16 protein-coding genes are annotated in these 19,539 nt (G+C 68.0%); 3 read left to right on the top strand and 13 right to left on the bottom strand.

Features of this window, described 5'->3' with window-relative positions:
• Positions 1–33: 33 nt before the first annotated feature.
• Complete coding sequence (locus AC1Q6E_RS23420) at positions 34–1,206, bottom strand: amidohydrolase family protein (protein WP_152792951.1); 1,173 nt, start codon at positions 1,204–1,206, stop codon at positions 34–36.
• Between the two features lie 206 nt (positions 1,207–1,412).
• Here AC1Q6E_RS23420 and AC1Q6E_RS23415 point away from each other — a divergent pair, with 206 nt between their 5' ends.
• Positions 1,413–2,609, top strand: coding sequence for an amidohydrolase family protein (locus AC1Q6E_RS23415; protein WP_296555883.1), 1,197 nt, complete (start codon positions 1,413–1,415; stop codon positions 2,607–2,609).
• A gap of 11 nt (positions 2,610–2,620) precedes the next feature.
• Positions 2,621–4,012 carry an MmgE/PrpD family protein gene (locus tag AC1Q6E_RS23410; protein ID WP_492573604.1) on the top strand — a complete coding sequence of 464 codons (1,392 nt, stop codon included), beginning with the start codon at positions 2,621–2,623 and terminating at the stop codon, positions 4,010–4,012.
• Positions 4,013–4,111: 99 nt separating this feature from the next.
• On the opposite strand, the gene AC1Q6E_RS23405 is transcribed toward AC1Q6E_RS23410, so the two are convergent.
• From AC1Q6E_RS23405 to AC1Q6E_RS23360, 10 genes are all read right to left on the bottom strand, one after another.
• Positions 4,112–4,873 (bottom strand): IclR family transcriptional regulator, encoded by a 762-nt coding sequence (locus AC1Q6E_RS23405; protein WP_366058603.1) that lies wholly within the window; start codon positions 4,871–4,873, stop codon positions 4,112–4,114.
• A gap of 118 nt (positions 4,874–4,991) precedes the next feature.
• Positions 4,992–6,386 carry an MmgE/PrpD family protein gene (locus AC1Q6E_RS23400; RefSeq protein WP_296555887.1) on the bottom strand — a complete coding sequence of 465 codons (1,395 nt, stop codon included), beginning with the start codon at positions 6,384–6,386 and terminating at the stop codon, positions 4,992–4,994.
• On the bottom strand, positions 6,383–7,018 hold the full coding sequence (leuD, locus tag AC1Q6E_RS23395; protein WP_152792956.1) for a 3-isopropylmalate dehydratase small subunit: 636 nt from the start codon (positions 7,016–7,018) through the stop codon (positions 6,383–6,385). The genes AC1Q6E_RS23400 and leuD overlap by 4 nt, the downstream gene beginning before the upstream one ends.
• Before the next feature lie 10 nt (positions 7,019–7,028).
• On the bottom strand, positions 7,029–8,456 hold the full coding sequence (leuC, locus tag AC1Q6E_RS23390; RefSeq protein ID WP_152792957.1) for a 3-isopropylmalate dehydratase large subunit: 1,428 nt from the start codon (positions 8,454–8,456) through the stop codon (positions 7,029–7,031).
• Between the two features lie 23 nt (positions 8,457–8,479).
• Positions 8,480–9,460, bottom strand: coding sequence for a Bug family tripartite tricarboxylate transporter substrate binding protein (locus tag AC1Q6E_RS23385; protein WP_152792958.1), 981 nt, complete (start codon positions 9,458–9,460; stop codon positions 8,480–8,482).
• A 39-nt stretch (positions 9,461–9,499) separates the two neighbouring features.
• Complete coding sequence (locus AC1Q6E_RS23380; protein ID WP_296555891.1) at positions 9,500–10,285, bottom strand: SDR family NAD(P)-dependent oxidoreductase; 786 nt, start codon at positions 10,283–10,285, stop codon at positions 9,500–9,502.
• Positions 10,282–11,253, bottom strand: a complete 972-nt coding sequence (locus AC1Q6E_RS23375; RefSeq protein WP_152792960.1) for a Bug family tripartite tricarboxylate transporter substrate binding protein — start codon at positions 11,251–11,253, stop codon at positions 10,282–10,284. The genes AC1Q6E_RS23380 and AC1Q6E_RS23375 overlap by 4 nt, the downstream gene beginning before the upstream one ends.
• Complete coding sequence (locus AC1Q6E_RS23370) at positions 11,250–12,617, bottom strand: MmgE/PrpD family protein (RefSeq protein ID WP_152792961.1); 1,368 nt, start codon at positions 12,615–12,617, stop codon at positions 11,250–11,252. Before AC1Q6E_RS23370 ends, AC1Q6E_RS23375 begins: the two co-directional genes overlap by 4 nt.
• A gap of 31 nt (positions 12,618–12,648) precedes the next feature.
• The gene (locus AC1Q6E_RS23365; RefSeq protein ID WP_492573603.1) at positions 12,649–14,037 is read right to left on the bottom strand and encodes an MmgE/PrpD family protein; all 1,389 of its coding nucleotides are present in this window, start codon (positions 14,035–14,037) and stop codon (positions 12,649–12,651) included.
• 18 nt (positions 14,038–14,055) lie between these two features.
• Positions 14,056–15,657, bottom strand: coding sequence for a rhodanese-like domain-containing protein (locus AC1Q6E_RS23360; protein WP_152792963.1), 1,602 nt, complete (start codon positions 15,655–15,657; stop codon positions 14,056–14,058).
• Between the two features lie 230 nt (positions 15,658–15,887).
• Between AC1Q6E_RS23360 and AC1Q6E_RS23355 the strand changes: the two genes are divergently transcribed.
• On the top strand, positions 15,888–16,853 hold the full coding sequence (locus AC1Q6E_RS23355) for a tripartite tricarboxylate transporter substrate binding protein (protein WP_152792964.1): 966 nt from the start codon (positions 15,888–15,890) through the stop codon (positions 16,851–16,853).
• Positions 16,854–16,901: 48 nt separating this feature from the next.
• Here AC1Q6E_RS23355 and AC1Q6E_RS23350 read toward each other — a convergent pair whose 3' ends face one another.
• Both AC1Q6E_RS23350 and AC1Q6E_RS23345 read right to left on the bottom strand, forming a co-directional pair.
• Positions 16,902–18,407 carry a fumarate hydratase gene (locus tag AC1Q6E_RS23350; RefSeq protein WP_492573602.1) on the bottom strand — a complete coding sequence of 502 codons (1,506 nt, stop codon included), beginning with the start codon at positions 18,405–18,407 and terminating at the stop codon, positions 16,902–16,904.
• A gap of 63 nt (positions 18,408–18,470) precedes the next feature.
• Positions 18,471–19,445 (bottom strand): Bug family tripartite tricarboxylate transporter substrate binding protein, encoded by a 975-nt coding sequence (locus AC1Q6E_RS23345; RefSeq protein WP_492573601.1) that lies wholly within the window; start codon positions 19,443–19,445, stop codon positions 18,471–18,473.
• Between the last annotated feature and the right edge of the window lie 94 nt (positions 19,446–19,539).

The raw sequence follows: 19,539 nt of genomic DNA, 5'->3' as shown, positions 1-19,539 counted from the left end.
CCTCGCTCCCTTGGCGATAGGTGTACGCGCCGTTCAGTCCGGCAGCATGTTGAGGGCGGAACCGCTGCGGATGATCTCCTTGTCTTCCTCGGAGATGCCGGTATGGTCGTGCAGGAGCTGGACGTCCTTGTATTTCATGCGTCCGCCCGGATCGTCGTGCGGATAGTCGGTGGCGAACAGGAACTGCGACGCGCCCAGGAACGCGATGGAATCCGGCAGCTCGGGTTCTTCCGTCTCGATGGTGAAGAACAGGTTCTTCCTGAAGTAGTGGCTCGCGGGCTCCTTGTTGCGGCTTTCGTATTCCTCGACGGTGGTGATGCGCTTGCCCGCCGACAGACGTTCGCCCCCGGGCTTGACCCGGCGGTGGAAACGCGCCTGCGCGTCCTCGTCCTCGTAGTTGAGCGGCGGCTTCACGTAGGCGGCGTCGAAGCGCTCGACCAGCGGCTTGATGAACGCCGAGCCGGCTTCCGTGAATACCACTTTCAGGTCGGGACAATCGTCGAACAATCCGCTGGTGCACAGCGACATCAGGCTGAGCTGGCCTTCTGCCGGCGACGCCACGTCGAGCCCGTCGCGCTGGAAAATATTGAGATTGCTGATGCGGTGCCCGTGCTGGATGTTGTGCAGGATGATAGGCATGCCCAGCGCCTCGGCCCGCTTGAAGAAGGGCCAGAGCTCGCGGCGGCTGCCGAGCGTTTCCGAGAACTGGTGCTCGCGGACGGGGAACACTTTGTCGACCGCCACCGACTGGAAGCCGTTCCTGCGGGCCCATTCCATCTCGGCGATGGCGCCATCCACGTCCTGCAGCGCCACGAGCGCGGAGCCGACCAGGCGCCCGGGATATTTCTGCAGCAGGTTGAGGATGGACAGATTGTAGGAGTGCGCCATCTGCGCGGCCAGCTCGGGGTCCAGCGTGTAGTTGAAGTAGATGGCCGAGAACTGCGGCAGCAGCAGTTGCTTCTCGATGCCCAGTTTGTCGTACTCCTCCAGGCGATGCTCCATGTCGGTCAGGCCGATGTGCCGGCCTCCCGCCCCGGGCGGCGGCAACGGGGTCGATCCCTTGACGATGTAATTGCCCGGAAAGCTCCAGTTCACGAGGATGCCTGCGCTGTCGAACTCGAATCTCGGCCGCAGGTCGGCGGTCCTGCCGCTGACATGGTCGTAGATGTCGCGCGGAAGGATGTGGGTGTCCATGTCGATGATCATGTGCGGGCCCGCTAGGTGTGAGTGGGGGAAAGTACGCGCGTGGCGGCACGGCGTATTGGCTGGGTAATTTACGGACAAGCCATGGCGCTGTCAATAAATTTGGAAAGGCGTTCTAATATTTGGAAAACATGTATTGCAGCCCGATCGAGCCGGGAGTAGTCTGTTTCCAGCGCGTTTCGACCATGCGAGACGTCGTTCGAAAACCGATGGAACGAGACCCTGCCATGATCATCGATGCCGATACCCACTTCCTGCCCCCCGATGTCTACGACTACCTCGGCCCGGAATTCGAAGCGCTCCGGCCCCGCCTTACCTGGGATGCCGCCGGATTGCTGACCGACGTCCAGTTCCCGGGGGAGCCCCCGCGCGTCCCGGGTGCGACGCCTCTCCCCCCTCCCGGCACCGGCTCGCGCTACCGCGGCACCTACTACATCGAGGAACGACTGGCCGACTACGACAAACTGGGCATCCAGCAGCAATTCCTGTTCCCCCAGCTCACATCGACCATGTTCTCCTACCTGGTCGAGCGCCGCCTCGCCACGGCCATGGCCCACTCCTGGAACCTGTCCATCCTCAAGCTGCTGCGGAAGTACCCCGACCGCCTGATCGGCGGTGCCCTGGTCGCGCTGCAGGACGTGGACGGCGCCATCGCCGAGATGGAATGGTCTGCCGCCAACGGCTTTCGCGCCGTCATCCTCGACAAGGTCTTCCCCGTCCCCGAACACTGTTATTCCGATCCGCTGGGCAACCACCGCGAGCTCTGGCCCTTCTTCAAGCGGGCCGAGGAGCTGGGCATGCCTTTGTTCCTGCACAACATCCAGCACGGCCACCGCATCACCAACCTGCTGAACTACCAGTTCAACGGACTGGACGTGCTGGCGCCGCAGGAAGGCCAGATGAGCCTCGTCTCGCTCGTCACGAGCGGACTGCTGGACGACTTCCCGGACCTGAAGTTCGTCTTTACCGAGGCCGGCGTCGGCTTCATCAAGCCGCTCGTCTCGCACCTGGACTCCGTCTTCAACAAGGAGATCGTCGACTACGAGTCGGAAGATGCCGCGCCGCGCTTCAACTATCGCAAGCTGGAAGGGGGCAAGCGGATCGTCTCGGTCGACGACTACCAACCGAAGAACAAGCACGCGCCCAGCCACTACTTCAAGAAAAATCTGTTCTTCACCATCGAGACCGAGGAGGCCGAACTGCCCGAGGCCGTCAACCTGTTCGGCGCCTCGCAATTCCTGTTCGCCACCGACTATCCGCACGACGATCCGGGTGGACGCATGAAACACAAGGACGTCCAGTTGCTGGCGGCCAATCCCCACATCTCGGACGCCGACAAGGCCTTGATCCGTTCCGGCAACGCCGAACGGCTGCTGGCGCCCGCCCGGCCCGCGCAGGCCGCCTGAGCACCGCCGCCATGTCTCTCGACACGCTCTCGGCCCGGCTCGCCGCCCACGTCATCGACACCCCCTGGGACGCGCTGCCGCCGGCCGCCGTCCTGGCCGCCAAGCACATGGCGCTCGACACCCTGGCCGTGGCCTGGGCCGGCACCTCCGCGCCCGGCATTCCGCCCGTGCGCGAAACCATCGTCGACGAAGGCGGCAAGCCGCACAGCACCGTCTGGGCGACCCACGCGAAGATTCCCGCCCGGTCCGCCGCGTTCCTGAACAGTGCCGCGGCGGCGGCGCTCGATTTCGACGGCATGCGCGCCTCCGAACGCGGTAGCGTCCATTCGGACAGCGTCGTCCTGCCCGCGGCGCTGGCGGTGGCCGAGCAGCATGGCGCCACCGGACGCGAACTGGTGGCCGCGCTGGTCCTGGGCAACGACATCGTCACCCGCCTTGGTGCCGCATCGGCGCTGCCGCACCGGGGGTGGTACCAGACGGCGATCTACGGGATCCTGGGCGCCGCCGCGGCGGCGGCCCGCTTGATGAAACTCGATGCCGAACAGGCCATGCATGCCCTCGGCATCGCGGTGAACCAGGCCTGTTCGACGCAGTTGCCCAATATCGAGCGCAGTCTCGTCAAGCGCTATTCCTCGGCATTCGCCGCGCAAGGCGGAGTCTTGTCCGCGCTGCTTGCCTCGCGGGGAGTCACCGCCGCGCGCCAGGCCATCGAAGGCCGGTCCGGGTTCTACGACCTGTACCAGCCCGGGGAACCCGATCGCTTGCTCGACGGCCTGGGGGTTTCCTATCCGCACATGGAAACCGGCATCAAGCGCTTCCCCAGTTGCGCCTGCAACCACACCGCGATCGAGGCGGCGCTGCAACTGGCGCGCGAACACCCGGTCCACGCGTCCGAGATCACGGAACTCGACGTGACCATCTCGCCTTATGTGCATCGCCTGGTGGGCGCGCCGTTCGATCCCTCCACCGACCCGCAGGTGGCGGCGCAATTCAGCGTCCAGTACTCGGTCGCCGCGGCCCTGCTGCGCCGGCGCTTCGGCGTGGGCGACATCGAACCCGAGGCCGTGCTGGATCCGGCAACGCTGGCGCTGGCGCGGCGGGTCGCCGTCCACGTCGACGAAACCTGGGGCAACAGCCGCGCCGCCACCGTCACGGTCCGCACGCACGCGGGAGGCCGGCGCGAACGCCACGTCGCCCACATTCCCGGGTCACGGGAAGCGCCGCTGTCCGAGGCCGACCGCGGCGACAAGGCACTCGATTGCCTGCGCGCCGGCGCCTGCCCGCTCGATGCCGCACAGGCGCAGCGCCTGGTGGAACGGGTATTGGGACTGGACGAGCTGGCGAACGCCGGTGAACTGCTGAAGGGACTGGGGCCTGTCCACGCCGGATCCCCGTCCGCGTGACCGGGCCAGGGCATGGGCCGCGTTGCAGGCCCGTTGCGTACACCCGGTACGCCGCCCACCCGCGCCTTGCCCTGCGCGGCCTATGCCTTTGAACAGGCCCTAGCCTAGGACCTGCAAGGCCGGGTGGTAGCCAAGTTCGCGCGAGATCCGGACCGACACCTGCCTGAGCTCTTCGCCGAAGCGGACGAGCTTGGTGCGTGTCGTGCGCTCCTTCAGCGCGGAGATGCCGATGGCCGCCACGCCCTCGCGAAAGGCCGTATGGACCGGCGCGGCCGCGCCGCACACGCCCTCATGCCACTCGCCGTCGTTGGTGGCATACCCCTTCTTGCGCACCTCATCCAGCACCTTGCGCAGGTCGCCATCCTTGGTCACCGTCCGCGGGGTGTATTTTTCGAGCGGCGCCGCCAGGTATTCGTCGGCAAGCGCCTGGTTGTACGCCAGGAGCACCTTGCCCGACGCGCTGCAGTGCAAGGGTGCCGCGCTGCCGATGGACGCGTAGGTGCGGATGGGGTGCTTGCTGGCGATGACATCGAGATAGACGACGGCGCCGCTGCTCATCGATGCCAGATAGACCTGTTCACCCGTGGCTTCGCTCAGGCGCTTCAGATGGGGCTTGGCGATCTGGACGAAGTCCAGCCGGCTGAGCAGCATGCTGCCCAGCTCCCAGATCTTGAGCGTCGGGAAGTACTCGCCGCTTTCCAACTGCTGGACGTAGCCGGTCTCGACCAGCGTGCTGAGGATGCGGTGCGCGTTGCTCTTGGTGATGTCGAGCTTCGCGGCGAGCGCGCTGACCCCGATGGACTTTTCGATGCGACACATGTGTTCGAATGCGCGCAGGGTCTTGGCTGCGGTCTTGTCCAAAGCGATACGACATCGAAGGTTGAACGTGGATCGACTATAGCACGGAGGTCTTTTTGAAGAACGTCATTTCATATATTGGAATAGGCTCCAGAGCCTGGATCCCGCCCCTGCCGGCCGCTCATCGCCTACCTCCGATTGACGAGTCTTCGCGTTGCGACAACAGCTCCGCCGCCGAACCGCAGCGTTCCAGCGCGTTCAACCGGTCGAAGAGCGCGCGGGCATCCAGCGGCAGGCCGGACCACAGCGCGCAGTCCTCGAATTTCGTCCACAGCGCATCGGCCGAGAGCGGCGCCTGGGGGTCGCCGCGCGCGTGGCGCACGTGCGCGCTCTCGATCACCTCGCCCGCGGCGGTCTCGACGCGCACCAGGTCGTACGGCGCGTAGCCCGACGTGCCGGGCATCTCCTCGGATTCGATCTCGATGGACACGCGCGGCACCAGGCGCTGGATCGGCTCGCTCAGCACGAACTCGTCGACGAGATCGCGCAGCCCCACCCTGCCCGCCACCAGCGCGCAGGCCAGGGCGAACTCGATGCTGAACTTCGCGTCGATGGCCGTGCGTGGCCGATGATTCTTCAGGATCACCGAATGGGACGGACTGAACCGCACGGTGATCGCCCTGACGGCATCGGCCCGCAGGCCGCGGTCACGTACGAGCCCGAGCATGGCGTCGATCGCGCGGTGCGCGCGGTAGCAGACCGGATACTGCTTGATCGCCAGGCCCTGCTCGACCAGGCGCCAGCGCACGGGCGGCAGCGACGGCGCGCGTTCGCGGTCGATGTCGCCGGCGGGGGACAACGCCCCCAGATATCCCTGCTCATGCTCGATCGCATTCGGCGCGGCCGTCAGCCCGGCGGCGGCGAAACGCGCGGCGAGCAGGCCGCAGGCCGCCGCCTTGCCCGCGTGCATGGGCTTGGTCATGAAGCCCAGGTTCGCCATCACGCCGCTGGCCTGCGAGGCCGCGATACCCAGGGCGTGCGCCGCTTCCTGCGCCGTCGCGCCGCGCAGCGCCGCGCAGGCCGCCGCCGCGCCCACGGCGCCGAAGACGCCGGTCGGATGCCAGCCCTTGCGCTGATAGTTGCCACGGTCGCGCGAGATCAGCTCGCCCCAGGTTTCGAACCCGGCCGCATAGGCCCGCAGCATATCGCGCCCGCTCGCGCCGACCGCCTCGGCTTCGGCCAGGATGGCGGGCACCAGCACGGCGCTCGGATGGCTGCCCTTGAGCGCCACGTCGTCGTAGTCCAGCACGTGGGCGGCGGTGCCGTTCACCCAGGCCGCGACGTGGGCGGGCGCCCGCTCCGGACCGAAGCAGATCGACGAGCCGCCGCCGGCGGTGTCGGGCGCGAACCCGCGCCTGACCGCCGCGACGGCCGGCTCGGCCGATCCGGCCAGCATTACGCCCACGCAGTCGGCGATGCCCTGCTTGGCGATGGCCACGGCCGTCGCGGGGATGTCCTCATACCGGAGGTTCGCGACGAAATCGCCCAGCGCGGCGGTCAGCGGCACATGCGTCACGACGTCAGCTCCGCCAGTTCCTTGCCGGTCAGCCAGGGTGTCTCGGCTTCGAGCTTGCGCTCGAGGGCATCGCGCATCTGGGCGAACTCGCCCGTGGCCGCGATGTCGTCGATGCCGCCCAGCATGCGTTCCTTGCGGGCCGGCTCGATCTCGAAGCGGTAGTGCCTGCCCGCCGGATCGGTCACCGTCTGGGTGGCCAGATCAATGGTGATCTCGGCGCCGGGCGCGGCGGCCAGCTGTTCGAGCAGGCCACGCACCGCGTCCTCGGGCAGCACGACGGGCAGCAGCCCGTTCTGGTAGGCGTTGCTCGCATAGAACGGCCCGAAGCTCGACGCGATCACGGCGCGAATGCCGAAGTCGACCACGGCATACACCGCCCCTTCGCGCGTCGATCCGCAGCCGAAGTTCGGTCCCGAGACGATGATGCGTGCCTGGGTATAGGGCTCGCGATCGAGCAGGAAATCGCCCTTGAGTTTGCCGGCCGCGTCGTAGCGGTCGTTATAGAACAGGAAGCTGCGGTAGCCCACTGTCAAGGGCTTGCGCAGGAAGCGCTGCGGAATCAGCATGTCGGTATCGACGTCGGCGCGGTCCAGCGGCGCCGCGATGGCGGTCAGGCGGGTAAACGGCTCCATGCGGAATCTCCTAGCCCAGGTTGCGAACGTCGGTCAGCCGGCCGGTGACGGCGGCGGCCGCCGCCATCGCCGGACTCATCAGGTGCGTGCGCACGCCGCGGCCCTGCCGGTTCTCGTAGTTGCGCGGCGACGTCGACGCGCAACGCTCGCCCGGCAGCGCGAAATCGCCGTTCGATCCGACGCACATCGAACAGGCCGAATCGCGCCATTCGAAGCCGGCGTCCTTGAAGATGCGATCCAGCCCCGCCGCCTCGGCACGGCGCTTCACGTCGGTGGAACCCGGCGACACCATGGCCGGCACGACCGCATGCCGACCCCTCAGGATCTCGGCCGCCGCGGCCAGGTCCTCGAAGCGGGCGTTGGTGCACGAACCGATGAAGACGCGGTCGACCGTCACGTCGGTCAGCCTCATGCCCGGCTCCAGCTGCATGTAGGCCAACGCGCGCTCGTAGTGGCCGCGCTGCTTCTCATTGGCCGCCTCGTCGGGATGCGGCACCCTCGCGCTGATCGGCAGCGCATGCTCGGGCAGGTTGCCCCAGGTGACCATGGGCTCGATCCGCGAGGCATCCAGGGAAAGCTCCTGGTCGAATTGCGCGCCGGGTTCGGTCGGCAACCCGCGCCAGAACGCCAGCGCCTGGTCCCAGTATTCCGCCGAGGGCGCGTACTGGCGTCCCTTCAGGTAGGCGTAGGTGGTCTCGTCGGGCGCCACCATGCCGGCCCGCGCGCCCATTTCGATGGACATGTTGCAGATCGTCATGCGCTCGTCCATCGTCATCCCGCGGATGGCCGGACCGGCGTACTCGATGACATGCCCCGTCCCGCCGGACAGCCCCACCCTGCCGACCACCGCCAGGATCACGTCCTTGGCCGCCACGCCCCGGGGCAGGCTGCCCTCCACCGTGACCCGCATCGTCTTCGGCTTGCGGAACCAGAGCGACTGCGTCGCCAGGATGTGCTTGATCTCGGATGCCCCGACGCCGAAGGCCAGCGCGCCGAACGCGCCTATGCTGGTCGTGTGCGAATCCGCCGCCGTCGTGACCATGCCCGGCTGCACCAGCGCCAGCTCGGCGGCGACGACGTGCATGATGCCCTGGCGCGCATCGGTCATGCCGATCAGCGGCACGCCGAAATCGCGGGCGTTCTGTTCGAGCTGCTCGATCATCCTGCGGATGTCCGGATCCTGGATGGCCACCACGCCCGCCTCGCGGTGCTGCGTGGGCGCGTAGTGGTCGGCGATCGCGAACTGCTTGAGGGGGCGGTGGATCCTGCGGTTCTCCAGCCGCAGGCCGTCGAAGGCATAGAACGGCCCTTCATGCACGAAATTGCGGTCTATATAGATCAGCGACTCGCCGCCCTCGCGCTCGGCGATGACGTGGCGGGCCCAGATCTTCTCGAACATGCTGCGCGGGCGCTGCGCCGCACGCGTGGTGTCAACCATGGAATGCTCCTTGCTGCGGACGCTCAATCGCCCCGGATACCGGTTTCCCGGATGATCGTTCCCCACTTGCCGGTCTCGCTCGCGACGAAGCGGCGGAACTCGTCGGCCGGCATCACCGACGGCTCCGCGCCCGCGCTCTTCAACTGTTCGACGAACTTGTCCGACTTGCCGACCGCGAGCAGGGCCTGTTCCAGCTTGTCGCGGATGTCCTTGGGCGTCTTGGCGGCCACCATGAAGCCGTACCAGGAACCCGCGTCGTAGCCCGGCACGCCGGCCTCGGCGATGGTCGGCAGGTCGGGCAGCATCGGCGTGCGCTGGGCGCCACTGGTGGCCAGCGCGCGCAGCTTGCTGTTCGCGCCGCCGTTGATGAACGGCAGCAGCGCCGGGATGGGACCGATGGTCATGTCGACCTGTCCCGAACTGAGATCCGCGATGGATGGCGCATTGCCCTTGTAGGGAATGTGCAGGATGTCGGTGCCGGTCATGCTCTTGAACAACTCGGTCGACAGATGGGTGGAGCCTCCCGGACCGCCCGAGGCATAGCTCAGCCCCCCTGGCCTGGACTTGGCCAGGGCGACGAGTTCCTTCACGTTCTTCACCGGCAGGTTGGCGTTGACCACCAGTACGTTCTGCGTCGTCGCCAGCAGCGCGACGGGCGCGAAGTCCTTGACCGTGTCGAACTTCAGCTTCGAATACATCGTGGGCAGATAGGCGAACGACGAATTGACCAACAACAGCGTATAGCCGTCGGGCGACGACGCGGCGACCATCTCGTTGGCGATCAGCCCGCCCGCGCCCGGGCGGTTCTCCACCACCACCTGCTGGCCCAGTTTGGCGCCCAGCCCTTCAGCGGCCACCCGCGCCACGAGATCCGCGGCCCCGCCCGGCTGGTAGCCGACGATGACGCGAAGCGGGCGGGTGGGGAAACCGTCCGCCGCCGCCGAGCCGGCGGTGATGCACAGACACCCGGCCGCGAGCCGGGCAATGCCTCGAATGCTCCTCATCTCCTCTCCTTTTCGCGCCTGTTCCACGCGCTTTTCTCGCTATACGGTGGCGGTTCCGCCGCCATCCACGGGTAGGGTGATGCCGGTGATGAACGCGGCCGCCGGACTGGCAAGAAACAGCACCGCGTCGGCGACGTCCCGGGGTTCGCCCAGGCGCCCCACGGGCGGCAGCTTCTTCGAGGCGGGCGAGCCGACCCGGGCATTGCCCTGGACGATCTCCTGGTGACGCGGGGTATCTATCGGGCCGGGCGCGATGGCGTTGACCCGCACGCCGCGCGGACCGTAGATATCGGCCACGCCCTTCGTCAGGACGTTGACCGCCGCGTTCGCGCAGCAACCGGGCAGGTGGGCCGGTGTCGGCTGGCGCCCTCCGCGTCCGCTGATATTGACGATCGCGCCGGCTCCGCGCCCGGCCATCCCAGGCAGGACGGCCCGCATGGTCCGCATGTAGCCCAGCAGCTTGGCCTGCAGCACCGTGTCCCAGTCCTCGTCGTCGAGTTCGAGGAAGTCGCCGAAGACCGGCGCGGCGCTGCAATTGACCAGCAGGTCGATGCGCCCGAACCGCTCCTCGATCTCGTTCGCGGCCCAGTCGATCTTCGCGGCGGACACCAGATCGAGCGGAACCGCTCCCCGCGTCCAGATGCCGTCCGGCCCCTGGACCGGCCAGCGGCCTTCCACGCTGCGGGAGGACACGATCACCCGGGCCCCCGCCTCGGCCAGCGCCCCGGCTATCGTCTGCCCCAGGGAACCCGCGCCGCCGACCACCCAGGCCACGGCATCCTGCATGGGCCGGGACGACGCCGCGAAGGAATCCGGCGCGCTCATTCCGCCACCACGCCGGCCGTCTTGATCACCTTGCCCCACTTCACGGCATCGGTCTTGATCAGCGCCGCGAACTGCTCGGGCGTATCCGGCGCCGCATCGAGCCCCAGCTCCGTCAAGCGCTTGCGGATCGCGGGGTCCTGCAGCGTCTGCACCAGCGCGCCGTGAAGCTTGTCGATCACGGCGCGCGGCGTGGCGGCCGGGGCGAGCATGCCGTACCAGGTGTTGATCTCGAAGCCGGGCAGGCCCGACTCGCTGGCGGTGGGCAGGTCGGGAAAGAGGGGGTGGCGCTCTTCCGAGCAGACCGCCAGCGCCCTGAGCTTGCCGGCCTGGATGAAAGGCACCGCGGCCGGAATGGTCTGGAACACCAGTTGCGTTTCACCGGCCAGGACGGAGTTGAGCGCCTGCCCGCCGCTCTTGTACGGCACGTGCGTCATCTTCACGCCCGCCATCGTCTCGAACAAGACCGCCGAGATGTGGTTGAAGCTGCCGATGCCCGCGCTGGCATAGTTCACCTGCCCCGGCCGGGCCTTCAGATAATCGATCAGCTCCTTGACCGAGTTCGCCTTGATCGATGAATGCACCACCAGCAGGTTGGCGCTGGTGACGAGCCGCGTGATCGGCGCGAAATCGGCGACCGGATCGAACGACAGCTTGGCGTAGATGGCCCCGTTCATCGACTGGGTGCCCATGGAGCCGAGAAACAGCGTATAGCCGTCCGGGTCGGCGCGCGCCACGTTCGCCGCCGCGATGTTGCCGCCGGCGCCGGGCCGGTTGTCGATGATGACCGGCTGCCCGAGCCGGGTGCCGAGCTGTTCGCCCAGCACGCGCCCCAGGATGTCGACGGTCCCTCCCGGCGCGAACGGGATCACGATGCGGATCGGCCTGGACGGATAGCCGTCCGCCGGCCAGGCCGGTCCCACGGCCGCCACCAACGCGACGGCCAGCATGCCCTGCAATCTTCGTTTCATGGTCTCTCCTCCACCCCTATGGTCAGCACCGACCAAAGCTCCTCAAGCGTCTCGCTGGCGTCCAGGCGCCACAGAATGTCGAGCGCGCGGCGCGCGCCTGCCTCGTCCAGATGGCGTCCGGCCAGACGCAGGAACTTCTCTTCGACCTCGGCATCGTCCATGGGATTGGCGGCATGGCCGCGGGGATAGTCGACCGTCGCGACGTGGCGCTCGCCACCGTGCGTCACGATCTCCAGGCGACAGGGCACGAAGGCGGGAAAGCGCGCGCTCAACTCCGGGTCTTCCTCGACCGCCAGCCGGGATGCCAGCGCGTGAATGCGCTCGTCCGCCAGCCGCGCCGGCTCGAAGACGGCATCGCTGAAATCGCCGTCGATCAAGGTCGCCGAGATCATGTACGGCAGGCTGTGATCGGCGGTCTCGCGGGTGGTGGGCCGCCATTTCTCGGGCTCGTGACCGACTTCGCTCCAGGCGAAATGGTAGGTGTGCAGAATGATCCGCGCGATGTCGGCATGGGACACCTTGCGGGCCAGTTCGAGCGCCGCCGTGATCGGCGATTGCGCGTGGAATTCGGCCAGGAAGCGCTTGAGGTGCGCCTGGCCGATGCGAAAGCCCGCTCCGCGCGCGGTCAGTTCGGGCAGGTCGAAGCGTCCGACCAGTTCGCGCAAGCCGTGCGCGCCGTCGATGGCCTGTTCCGGCCCGGTCAGGCCTTCCCGCGCGAGCAGGGCCGCGAACAGGCCGTTGCGCGCCGCGTTGCCGGCCGCGCAGCCCTTCCATTCAGACAGCGCCCCACGGCGGGTGGCCTCCAGCGCGAGGTTGGGGGTCACGGCCAGCGCGATCGCCTGCGCGGTCCGCGCCGCGTCCAGGCCCATGACATTGCAGGCGCCGGCCGCGCCCGCCACCGCCGTGTAGAACACATGGTCGAGACCGCGCTCGCGCATGTTGACCGCGCGAAACAGCGCCGCGTAGACCTCGTAGGCCGCCACGATGGCCGTGATCGTCGCGCGGCCGTCAGCCTTGGCTTCCTGGGCGGCGGCCAGCACCGCCGCCATGACATCGCTCGGGTGGCCGCCACCGCCGGGAAAGGTGTCGTTGCCGTCCAGGTAGCGGATCATGACGCCGTTGGCGAAAGCCGCCAGCTCGGGCAGCGTGCGCCGGGCCGTTCCCAGCACCGGGGCGCCGTCCGGCAGCTCCACGCGGGCGGCCAGCTTGCGCGCGATGCGGGACGGCGGCGCGTCGAACGCGGCGACGCCGCAGCCCAGCGCATCGATGAGACGGCGCTTGCAATCGTGCGCCACGCTTGCGTCCAGATGTTCGAAGCGCAGGCCGGCGGCGAAATCCGCCAGGCGGGAAATACTGGTGTCCATCGATGCTTGTCCTGGCAACGGTCCTGGGGTGTTAGAGCACGCCGACGAAGAACGTCGACATGTCGTCGATGTCCTCGATGCGCCGGACGCGTTCGATCAGCGTCTTCCTCGCGGCCGGGGCCAGGGCGTCGCCGCCGTAGCCGAAGCAGGCATCGATCTTCGCGGCCAGTTCCTCGCCGCTGGGCGGCGCCTCCGCGCTCCAGGGGAACTCGCGCACCGTCCGCGACAGCCTGCCGTGCCGGGTCTGCATGGAGACCGTGGCGGGAGCGCGGGCGCTCTTGTTGTCCTCGTCGACCACGACGGCGATGCGGTCGGTGATGGCGCGGATGGCCGGATCGAGCACCGCGGCCTCCTGGATATCGTCGATGGCGACACGGCGGCGCATCAGCGCACTCGCCAGCGCATAGCGAACACTGAACTGCGCCGTCACCTGGGGGTTGCCCGAGGGATCGAAGGGCGCCCCCACCAGCCGATGCATCAACGGCGAGTGCACGACCTCGATCGCGCTCACGTCCTCTGGCTTCAGGTCGTATTCCCGGATCAGGGAGAACGCGGCGTCGAGCGCGGCATGACTACAGGCGCAGGTCGGGTATTTCTTGAGATTGGTCTGCTCCAGCGCGAAGGACAGGCCCAGGCCATCGAGCACCTTGAGCGGATTGCCTTCCTGGTAGAGCTGGAACAGCCCGAACTTGCCTTCGAAGGCCTCGCGCGGCGCGGTCACGCCGCGCGAGGCCAGCAGCGCCGAGAAGACCCCGGCCCGCGCCGCGAAGGCCGATTGCAGCCGCTTGGTCAGGGCCTGTTCGATATTGGCCTGCTGGGTACCCGAGGCCTGGCTCAGCGCGATGCCGAAAGCATGGGCGATGGTCGCCTCGTCCAGCCGCAGCAGGCGGGCGGCCGCGGCCGTCGCGCCGAACACGCCGTAGATCGAGGTGGTGAACCAACCCCTGTGCTGCCCGGTGATCGAACCGCCCAGCCGCGAGGCCAGATCGGCGCCCAGCGCGTAGGCCGCCAGGAATTCCTTGCCGCTCGCGCGCTGCCGCTCCGCGACCGCCAGGGCCGCCGGCAGCACGCAGACATCCGCGTGGACGGTGTTCACGGCGTCATAGTCGAGCGCCGCGCCGAACAGGCTGTTCAGGAAGGCCGCGGAGGCGGCGGGCAGCTTTCCGCCATAGCCCCATACCGTGGCTTCGGGCGTGCCGCCATCGGCCGCGACGAGACCATGCGCCTCGGGCGCGCCCGGCGCATCACGGCCGGCCCAGGCACAGGCCAGCGTATCCAGCATCAATCTCTTGGACGCCTCGACGGCGCCGGGCGGCAGCGCATCGTGACGCAGCCCGGCGACATGGGCGGCAATTCGCTGCGACACCGAGCGCGCGTCGGCGCCCCCCTCGTTCTTCACGATTGCGGAGTTCTGGCTCATGCGGATTCCTTTGTTGTCCTATTCAGCGATGGGATAGCGGCGAAAACCGGCGTCGTCGTCGCGCCCGATCTGCGTCATGAGATCGACTTCCCAGCTCAGGTAGTCCTTCATGGCCTGGTCACGGTTTTCAGTACGATCGTGCACCTTCACCCAGACGTCGTCCGTGTCGTCGGTCAGCCGCGTCTCGCCCTCTTCCATGGGATGGCCCGCCGCGCGCCAGGCCTGGGTGCCGCCCTCCAGCACGCGGACGTCGCCGCCCGTGATCGCCGCGATCTCGGGCGCGGCAAGCATCGCCACGACGCCGTCGGCCGAGGTCACGACGATGCCCCCCCCGGCGGGCAGCCGGGCAAGATTGCGTGCCAGGTTGGCGCGAATGCCATGCCAGGCGCCGGGGATGTGGCCGTCGCGATAGCGCGGCTTGGAATCGAGGTCGAGGATGCTCGCTCCCTCGATGGACAGCGCCGCGAGCGCCTGGGGAGAAATCCTTTCGCACCGGACGTCGGCCAGGCCCAGGACCTCGGGCGCCGGCGACTCGCTCACCCACTCGCCATATGCCTGCGCCTCGCGCAGCACGTACACCTCGTCCCAGCCCATCTGCATCAGCCACGAGGCGGTCATCGTCGCCCGCACGCCATGATCGTCGATCAGCACCAGACGGGCATTGCGTACCGCCACGTAGGTATCGGTAGTCTGTACGAGCTGGCCGCCGGGTGCCGACACGCTGCCCCGCAAGTGGCGGCTCGCGTATTCCTCCGGACTGCGCACGTCGAGCAGGTAGACCGTGCGCGCGTCCGCCTCGCGCAGGAACGCATCGAGGCCGGCGGCATCGAGAAACCGGACGCCGAACCGCCCCGCGACCCGCGCCGCCGATTCGCGCGCCTTGCGCAGGCCGGCCTCGGTCGGAGGCGGCGCCATCCTGTCCTTGCCGTTGTCCACCGGAAAACCGGCCAGGTGCCATCCCATCGTGCCGTTCTTCAACGCGACGACACGGTTGGGAATACCCGCATTGCGCAGCGACTGCGCGCCGATGATGCTGCGCGTGCGTCCGCCGCAGTTCACGACGACAAGCGTGGCATCGGATTTCACCAGGTCGTGAACGCGATAGGCCAGTTCCGCGCCCGGACAGTCGATGGCGCCAGGAATGCTGACCTTGCGGTATTCGGCCAGGGGCCGGCTGTCGAGGATCACCATGTCGTCGCCGCGGTCGGCGCGCGCCTTGACGTCGGCGGCTTCCATGCGGGGGGTCTCGTCGTGCCGCTCGACGTATTCGCCGAAGGCCTTGCTGGGCACGTTCACCCCTGTGTACACCTCGTGCCCGGCGTCGATCCAGGCCTGCAGGCCGCCTTCGAGCACCGAGACGTCGCCATAGCCGTACCTGGCCAGCGTCGCCGCCGCGCGGCCGGCCAACCCCTCGCCGCCGTCCGTCACCACGATGCGCGTCGAACGGCGCGGCACGAGCACGGGTACGCGGATTTCGAGCTGGGACAGCGGAACCGGGGCGGCCAGGAACATGTGGCCCTTGGCGAACACGCCTTCTTCCCGCACATCGAGCAACGCGATCTCGCCGCCGTCGTGGAGCATGCGCTTCAGGGTTGCCGCATCGACGACGCCTTGACTCATGGACTGCTCCTCCTGATGGCGGGGAATACCCTCGGGCGCGATGCGCGTGGAGCGATCAGGCCACCCTCTGGCTGCGTAATGTACGGTTCAATTCCCGCGCATGTCAATTTTTTAGAAAAGCGTTCTAATATTTAGAAATACCAGTTGCGCTGCCGATTTTCCGAAAGTAGCCTAGGCGACGCGATGCCTTGACACTCGATGCGACGATTCAACTATTCAAGGGGACAACCATGAAAGCGATTGCCGTCGTAGTTGCCGTACTGGGACTTGCCGCCGCCGTCCCCGCCTGTGCCGCGGGCTATCCGGACAAACCGATAAAGATGCTCGTCGGATTCCTGCCGGGGGGCGGCACCGACGTCACCGCCCGCCTGCTCGCGACCAGGCTTTCCGAGAAGCTCGGGCAATCCGTCATCGTGGAAAACCGGCCCGGAGCGGGCGGAATGATCGCGACGGCAGCCGTCGCGCGCTCGGCACCGGACGGCTACACCATGCTGATGGCCTCGGCCGCCGACGCCGCCCAGCACCTGATGCACAAGGATCTTTCGTACGACCTGTTGAAGGATTTCGCGCCCGTGTCGCTGGTCGTGACCGTGCCGTTCGCGCTCGTCGCCAAGCCGGCCCTGCCCGTCGAGAACGTGGCCGGGCTGATCGAGCTGGCACGCGCCCATCCCGGCGAACTGCGCTATGCGTCGTCCGGCATGGGCAGCGCGGCGCACCTGTCGAACGAACTGTTCAACACCATGGCCAAGACCCGGATCGTGCACATCCCGTACAAGGGTGTCGCGGAAGGGGTCACGGCGGTCGCGTCCAACCAGATCGACATGGTGTTCGCCAGCTTCCCGTCCGTCATGCCCCTGGCCGCCGCCAAGAAGGTCAAGCTGCTGGCCGTCAGCACGCCTTACCGCACCGCCGTGATGCCCGACCTGCCCACCGTCGCGGAATCCGGCCTGCCGGGATACGCGCGCTACGGCTGGTACGGGGTCGTGATGCCGAAGAACGTGCCGTCCGACATCATCGACCGCATGAACGCCGCCATCGTTGCGGTGGTAAGCGCGCCGGACGTCAAGCAGGCGTTCATCAAGCAGGGGCTGGAGCCCAAGAGCACGACGCGCGAGGAGTTCGCCGGTTTCCTCAAGGACGAGGTCGACCAGTCGACGGCGCTGGCCCAAGCCTCGGGGCTGGAGGCCGCACGCTGAAAAAAAGGACGCGACGCGTCCACCGGGGGACGGTGGCGCGCCGGTCCATCAATACTCGCTGCGTATCGGGATGTAGCGATGCAGGGAGGCGCCCGTGGCATCCACGCCGACCGTGACGGGGAAATCCCGGACCTCGAACTCGTAGATGGCCTCCATGCCCAGGTCCTCGAATGCCACCACGCGGGAGGCCACGATGCAGCGCGAAGCCAGGTAGGCGGCGCCCCCCACGGCGACCAGGTAGGCCCCCCGATGGCGACGGATCGCATCGACCGCCGGCTGCGTCCTTTCCGCCTTGCCCACGGTGGCGAGCAAGCCCAGGCCCATCATCTCGTCCAGGTAGCCGTCCATGCGCGCCGAGGTGGTCGGGCCGGCAGGGCCGATGACTTCGTCCCTGACGGCATCGACCGGACCGACGTAGAACAGCACGCGGTCGCGCAGATCGACGGGCAGCGGGTCGCCCCGCTCCAGCATTTGATGCAGACGTTTGTGGGCGGCATCGCGGGCGGTCAGCAGCGCGCCGTTCAGCAACAGGGTCTGGCCCCGCCGCCATCCGGCGACGTCGCCCTTGGCCAGCGATCGCAGGTCGACCCGTATCCCGTCGGGCACCGACAGTTGATCGGGGATATCGTCCCAGGCCGCGTCGTCCTCGGCCTCGAAGCGGGCGGGCCCCGTGCCGTCCAGGCTGAAGCGCACGAAGCGTGTCGCCGCGCAATTGGGGATCAGCGCGACCGGCAGCATGGCGGCATGACAGGGCGCCGATGCGACCTTGACGTCGAGGACCGTGGTATCGCCGCCCAGGCCCTGGGCGCCGATCTTCAGGTCGTTGATGCGCTGGTAGAGCTCCACGCGCAGCGACTCCTCGGGCGTCTCGGCGCCCTTGGCCAGCAGGCTCTCGATGTCGATGGGGGTATAGAGCGCCTCCTTGGCCAGCCGCATGGTTTCATCCGGCCCGGCTCCGCCTACGCCTATCCCGATCACGCCGGGCGGGCACCAGCCGGCGCCCAGCGTGGGAATCTCGTTCAGGATCCAGTCGACGATGGAATCGCTGGGGGTGAGCACCTTGTAGCGGGCCTTGACGTCGCCGCCGCCTCCCTTGGCCGCGACGACGACCTCGATCGCATCGCCCGCCACCAGCTCCACATGGACCAGGCCGGGGGCATTGTTGCGGGTGTTGCGGCGCCGGCCCAGCGGATCGGCCACCACGGTGGCGCGCAGCGGATTGGCGGGATCCGTGTAGGCCCGCCCCACCGCGTCGTCGATGACATCCTGCAAGCCCGGGACGGCGCCGCCGCTCTTCGTGGCCAGCCGGACCTCGACCCCCAGCTTCAGGTAGACGTTCGCGATCCCCGTGTCCTGGCAGACCGGCCGCCGCGCCTCGCGGCTCATCCTGCTGTTGACCAGCAGTTGCTCCAGCGCGCCCCGCGCCGCCGGCTGCGTTTCGCGATCGCGCGCGCGCCTCAGCGCGGCAACGAAATCGGCGGGATGGGTATGGCTGACCTGTTGCAGCGCGGCGGCCACGCTGGCCGCGAGGTCTTCGACGTACAGTGTCTTCATGATCCGGTTCGTGATGAATGGGAAGTCGGATGCGGCCGGCGCGCGGCCAGCCGCGCGGGCGCCCTATTGGGGAGGAATACCCGCGGCCTTCACCACTTTCGCCCAGCGGCCGACCTCGGCGCCGGTCAGGGCCTGGAAGGCCTGCGCGCCATATTCGTCGCGCTTCAGCAGATGCAGGCCCCGCTCCGAAAGCTGGGCTTGCAGCGCGGGGTCGGACATCATCCTCAGGTAGGCCTGGTTGATCGTCCGGACCACCGCGTCCGGTGTGCCCGCGGGGGCGTACAGACCGTACCAGGTCGTGGCCTCGAATCCGGGAATGATGCTGGCGATGGGCGGCACGCCGGGAAACTGGGCCATGGGGCCTTGCGTGCCGACGCCAAGCGCCCTGACGCGGCCGCCGGCCACGGCGGCGCCGGCCGTGTTGCTCTGGTCGAACACGGCATCCAGGCGTCCGGCCATCAGGTCGGCCAGCGCCGGTGCATTGCCGCGATACGGCACGGACTGGATCTTCACGCCCAGTTCGGAAGCGAACAATTCGGCCACCAGGTGCGAGACCGATCCGACGCCGGCGGTGCCGAACGTGATGCCCGTTGCGCTGTTGCGCGCGGCCTGCACGAGCTCCGCAAGCGTCCGGTACTTGGAGTCCCTGCCGACCAGCAATACCGCCGGGGTGTCCGGAAAGCGGACAACGGCGGTGAAATCCTTGACCGGGTCGTAGCGCAGCGATTTGTACAGGGCCGGCCCCGCCCCCATGAAACCCATGTGGCCCACGACGAAGTGGTAGCCGTCCGCCGGATTGGACGCGGCCTTCGTGGCCCCTATCGTGCCGCCGGCGCCGGCCACGTTCTCGATCACGATCGTCCCCTTCAACTGTCCGGCGAGCTTGTCCGCGACGGTACGCGCCAGCGTATCCGCGGGCCCGCCCGCGGCCAGTGGCACAATCCAGTTCAACGGCCGGGCGGGATAGTTATCCGCCCAGGCCGGTCCGGCCGCGGCTGCCGCCAACAGGACGGACAGGCCACCTAGTGCGCTGCGCATGCGCTCCCCCTTGTTCTCTTGTATGCGATGAAGGCGGGGATCCTAGCAGCGGCGCCAAATGGCGGTCCAATACATCCTTTTCGACAACCAATAA

The organism is Pigmentiphaga sp. MLSB6-MA01, from assembly GCF_058793475.1.
Note: the sequence above shows the minus strand (reverse complement) of the source record. Positions and strands in the feature narration are given on the sequence as shown.

Excerpts from the sequence above, each read along its gene's own strand:
- AC1Q6E_RS23420 (WP_152792951.1), bottom strand. The coding sequence starts at position 1,206 with ATGATCATCGACATGGACACCCACATCCTTCCGCGCGACATCTACGAC.
- AC1Q6E_RS23415 (WP_296555883.1), top strand. The coding sequence starts at position 1,413 with ATGGAACGAGACCCTGCCATGATCATCGATGCCGATACCCACTTCCTG.
- AC1Q6E_RS23410 (WP_492573604.1), top strand. The coding sequence starts at position 2,621 with ATGTCTCTCGACACGCTCTCGGCCCGGCTCGCCGCCCACGTCATCGAC.
- leuD (WP_152792956.1), bottom strand. The coding sequence starts at position 7,018 with ATGGAGCCGTTTACCCGCCTGACCGCCATCGCGGCGCCGCTGGACCGC.
- leuC (WP_152792957.1), bottom strand. The coding sequence starts at position 8,456 with ATGGTTGACACCACGCGTGCGGCGCAGCGCCCGCGCAGCATGTTCGAG.
- AC1Q6E_RS23385 (WP_152792958.1), bottom strand. The coding sequence starts at position 9,460 with ATGAGGAGCATTCGAGGCATTGCCCGGCTCGCGGCCGGGTGTCTGTGC.
- AC1Q6E_RS23380 (WP_296555891.1), bottom strand. The coding sequence starts at position 10,285 with ATGAGCGCGCCGGATTCCTTCGCGGCGTCGTCCCGGCCCATGCAGGAT.
- AC1Q6E_RS23375 (WP_152792960.1), bottom strand. The coding sequence starts at position 11,253 with ATGAAACGAAGATTGCAGGGCATGCTGGCCGTCGCGTTGGTGGCGGCC.
- AC1Q6E_RS23370 (WP_152792961.1), bottom strand. The coding sequence starts at position 12,617 with ATGGACACCAGTATTTCCCGCCTGGCGGATTTCGCCGCCGGCCTGCGC.
- AC1Q6E_RS23365 (WP_492573603.1), bottom strand. The coding sequence starts at position 14,037 with ATGAGCCAGAACTCCGCAATCGTGAAGAACGAGGGGGGCGCCGACGCG.
- AC1Q6E_RS23360 (WP_152792963.1), bottom strand. The coding sequence starts at position 15,657 with ATGAGTCAAGGCGTCGTCGATGCGGCAACCCTGAAGCGCATGCTCCAC.
- AC1Q6E_RS23355 (WP_152792964.1), top strand. The coding sequence starts at position 15,888 with ATGAAAGCGATTGCCGTCGTAGTTGCCGTACTGGGACTTGCCGCCGCC.
- AC1Q6E_RS23350 (WP_492573602.1), bottom strand. The coding sequence starts at position 18,407 with ATGAAGACACTGTACGTCGAAGACCTCGCGGCCAGCGTGGCCGCCGCG.
- AC1Q6E_RS23345 (WP_492573601.1), bottom strand. The coding sequence starts at position 19,445 with ATGCGCAGCGCACTAGGTGGCCTGTCCGTCCTGTTGGCGGCAGCCGCG.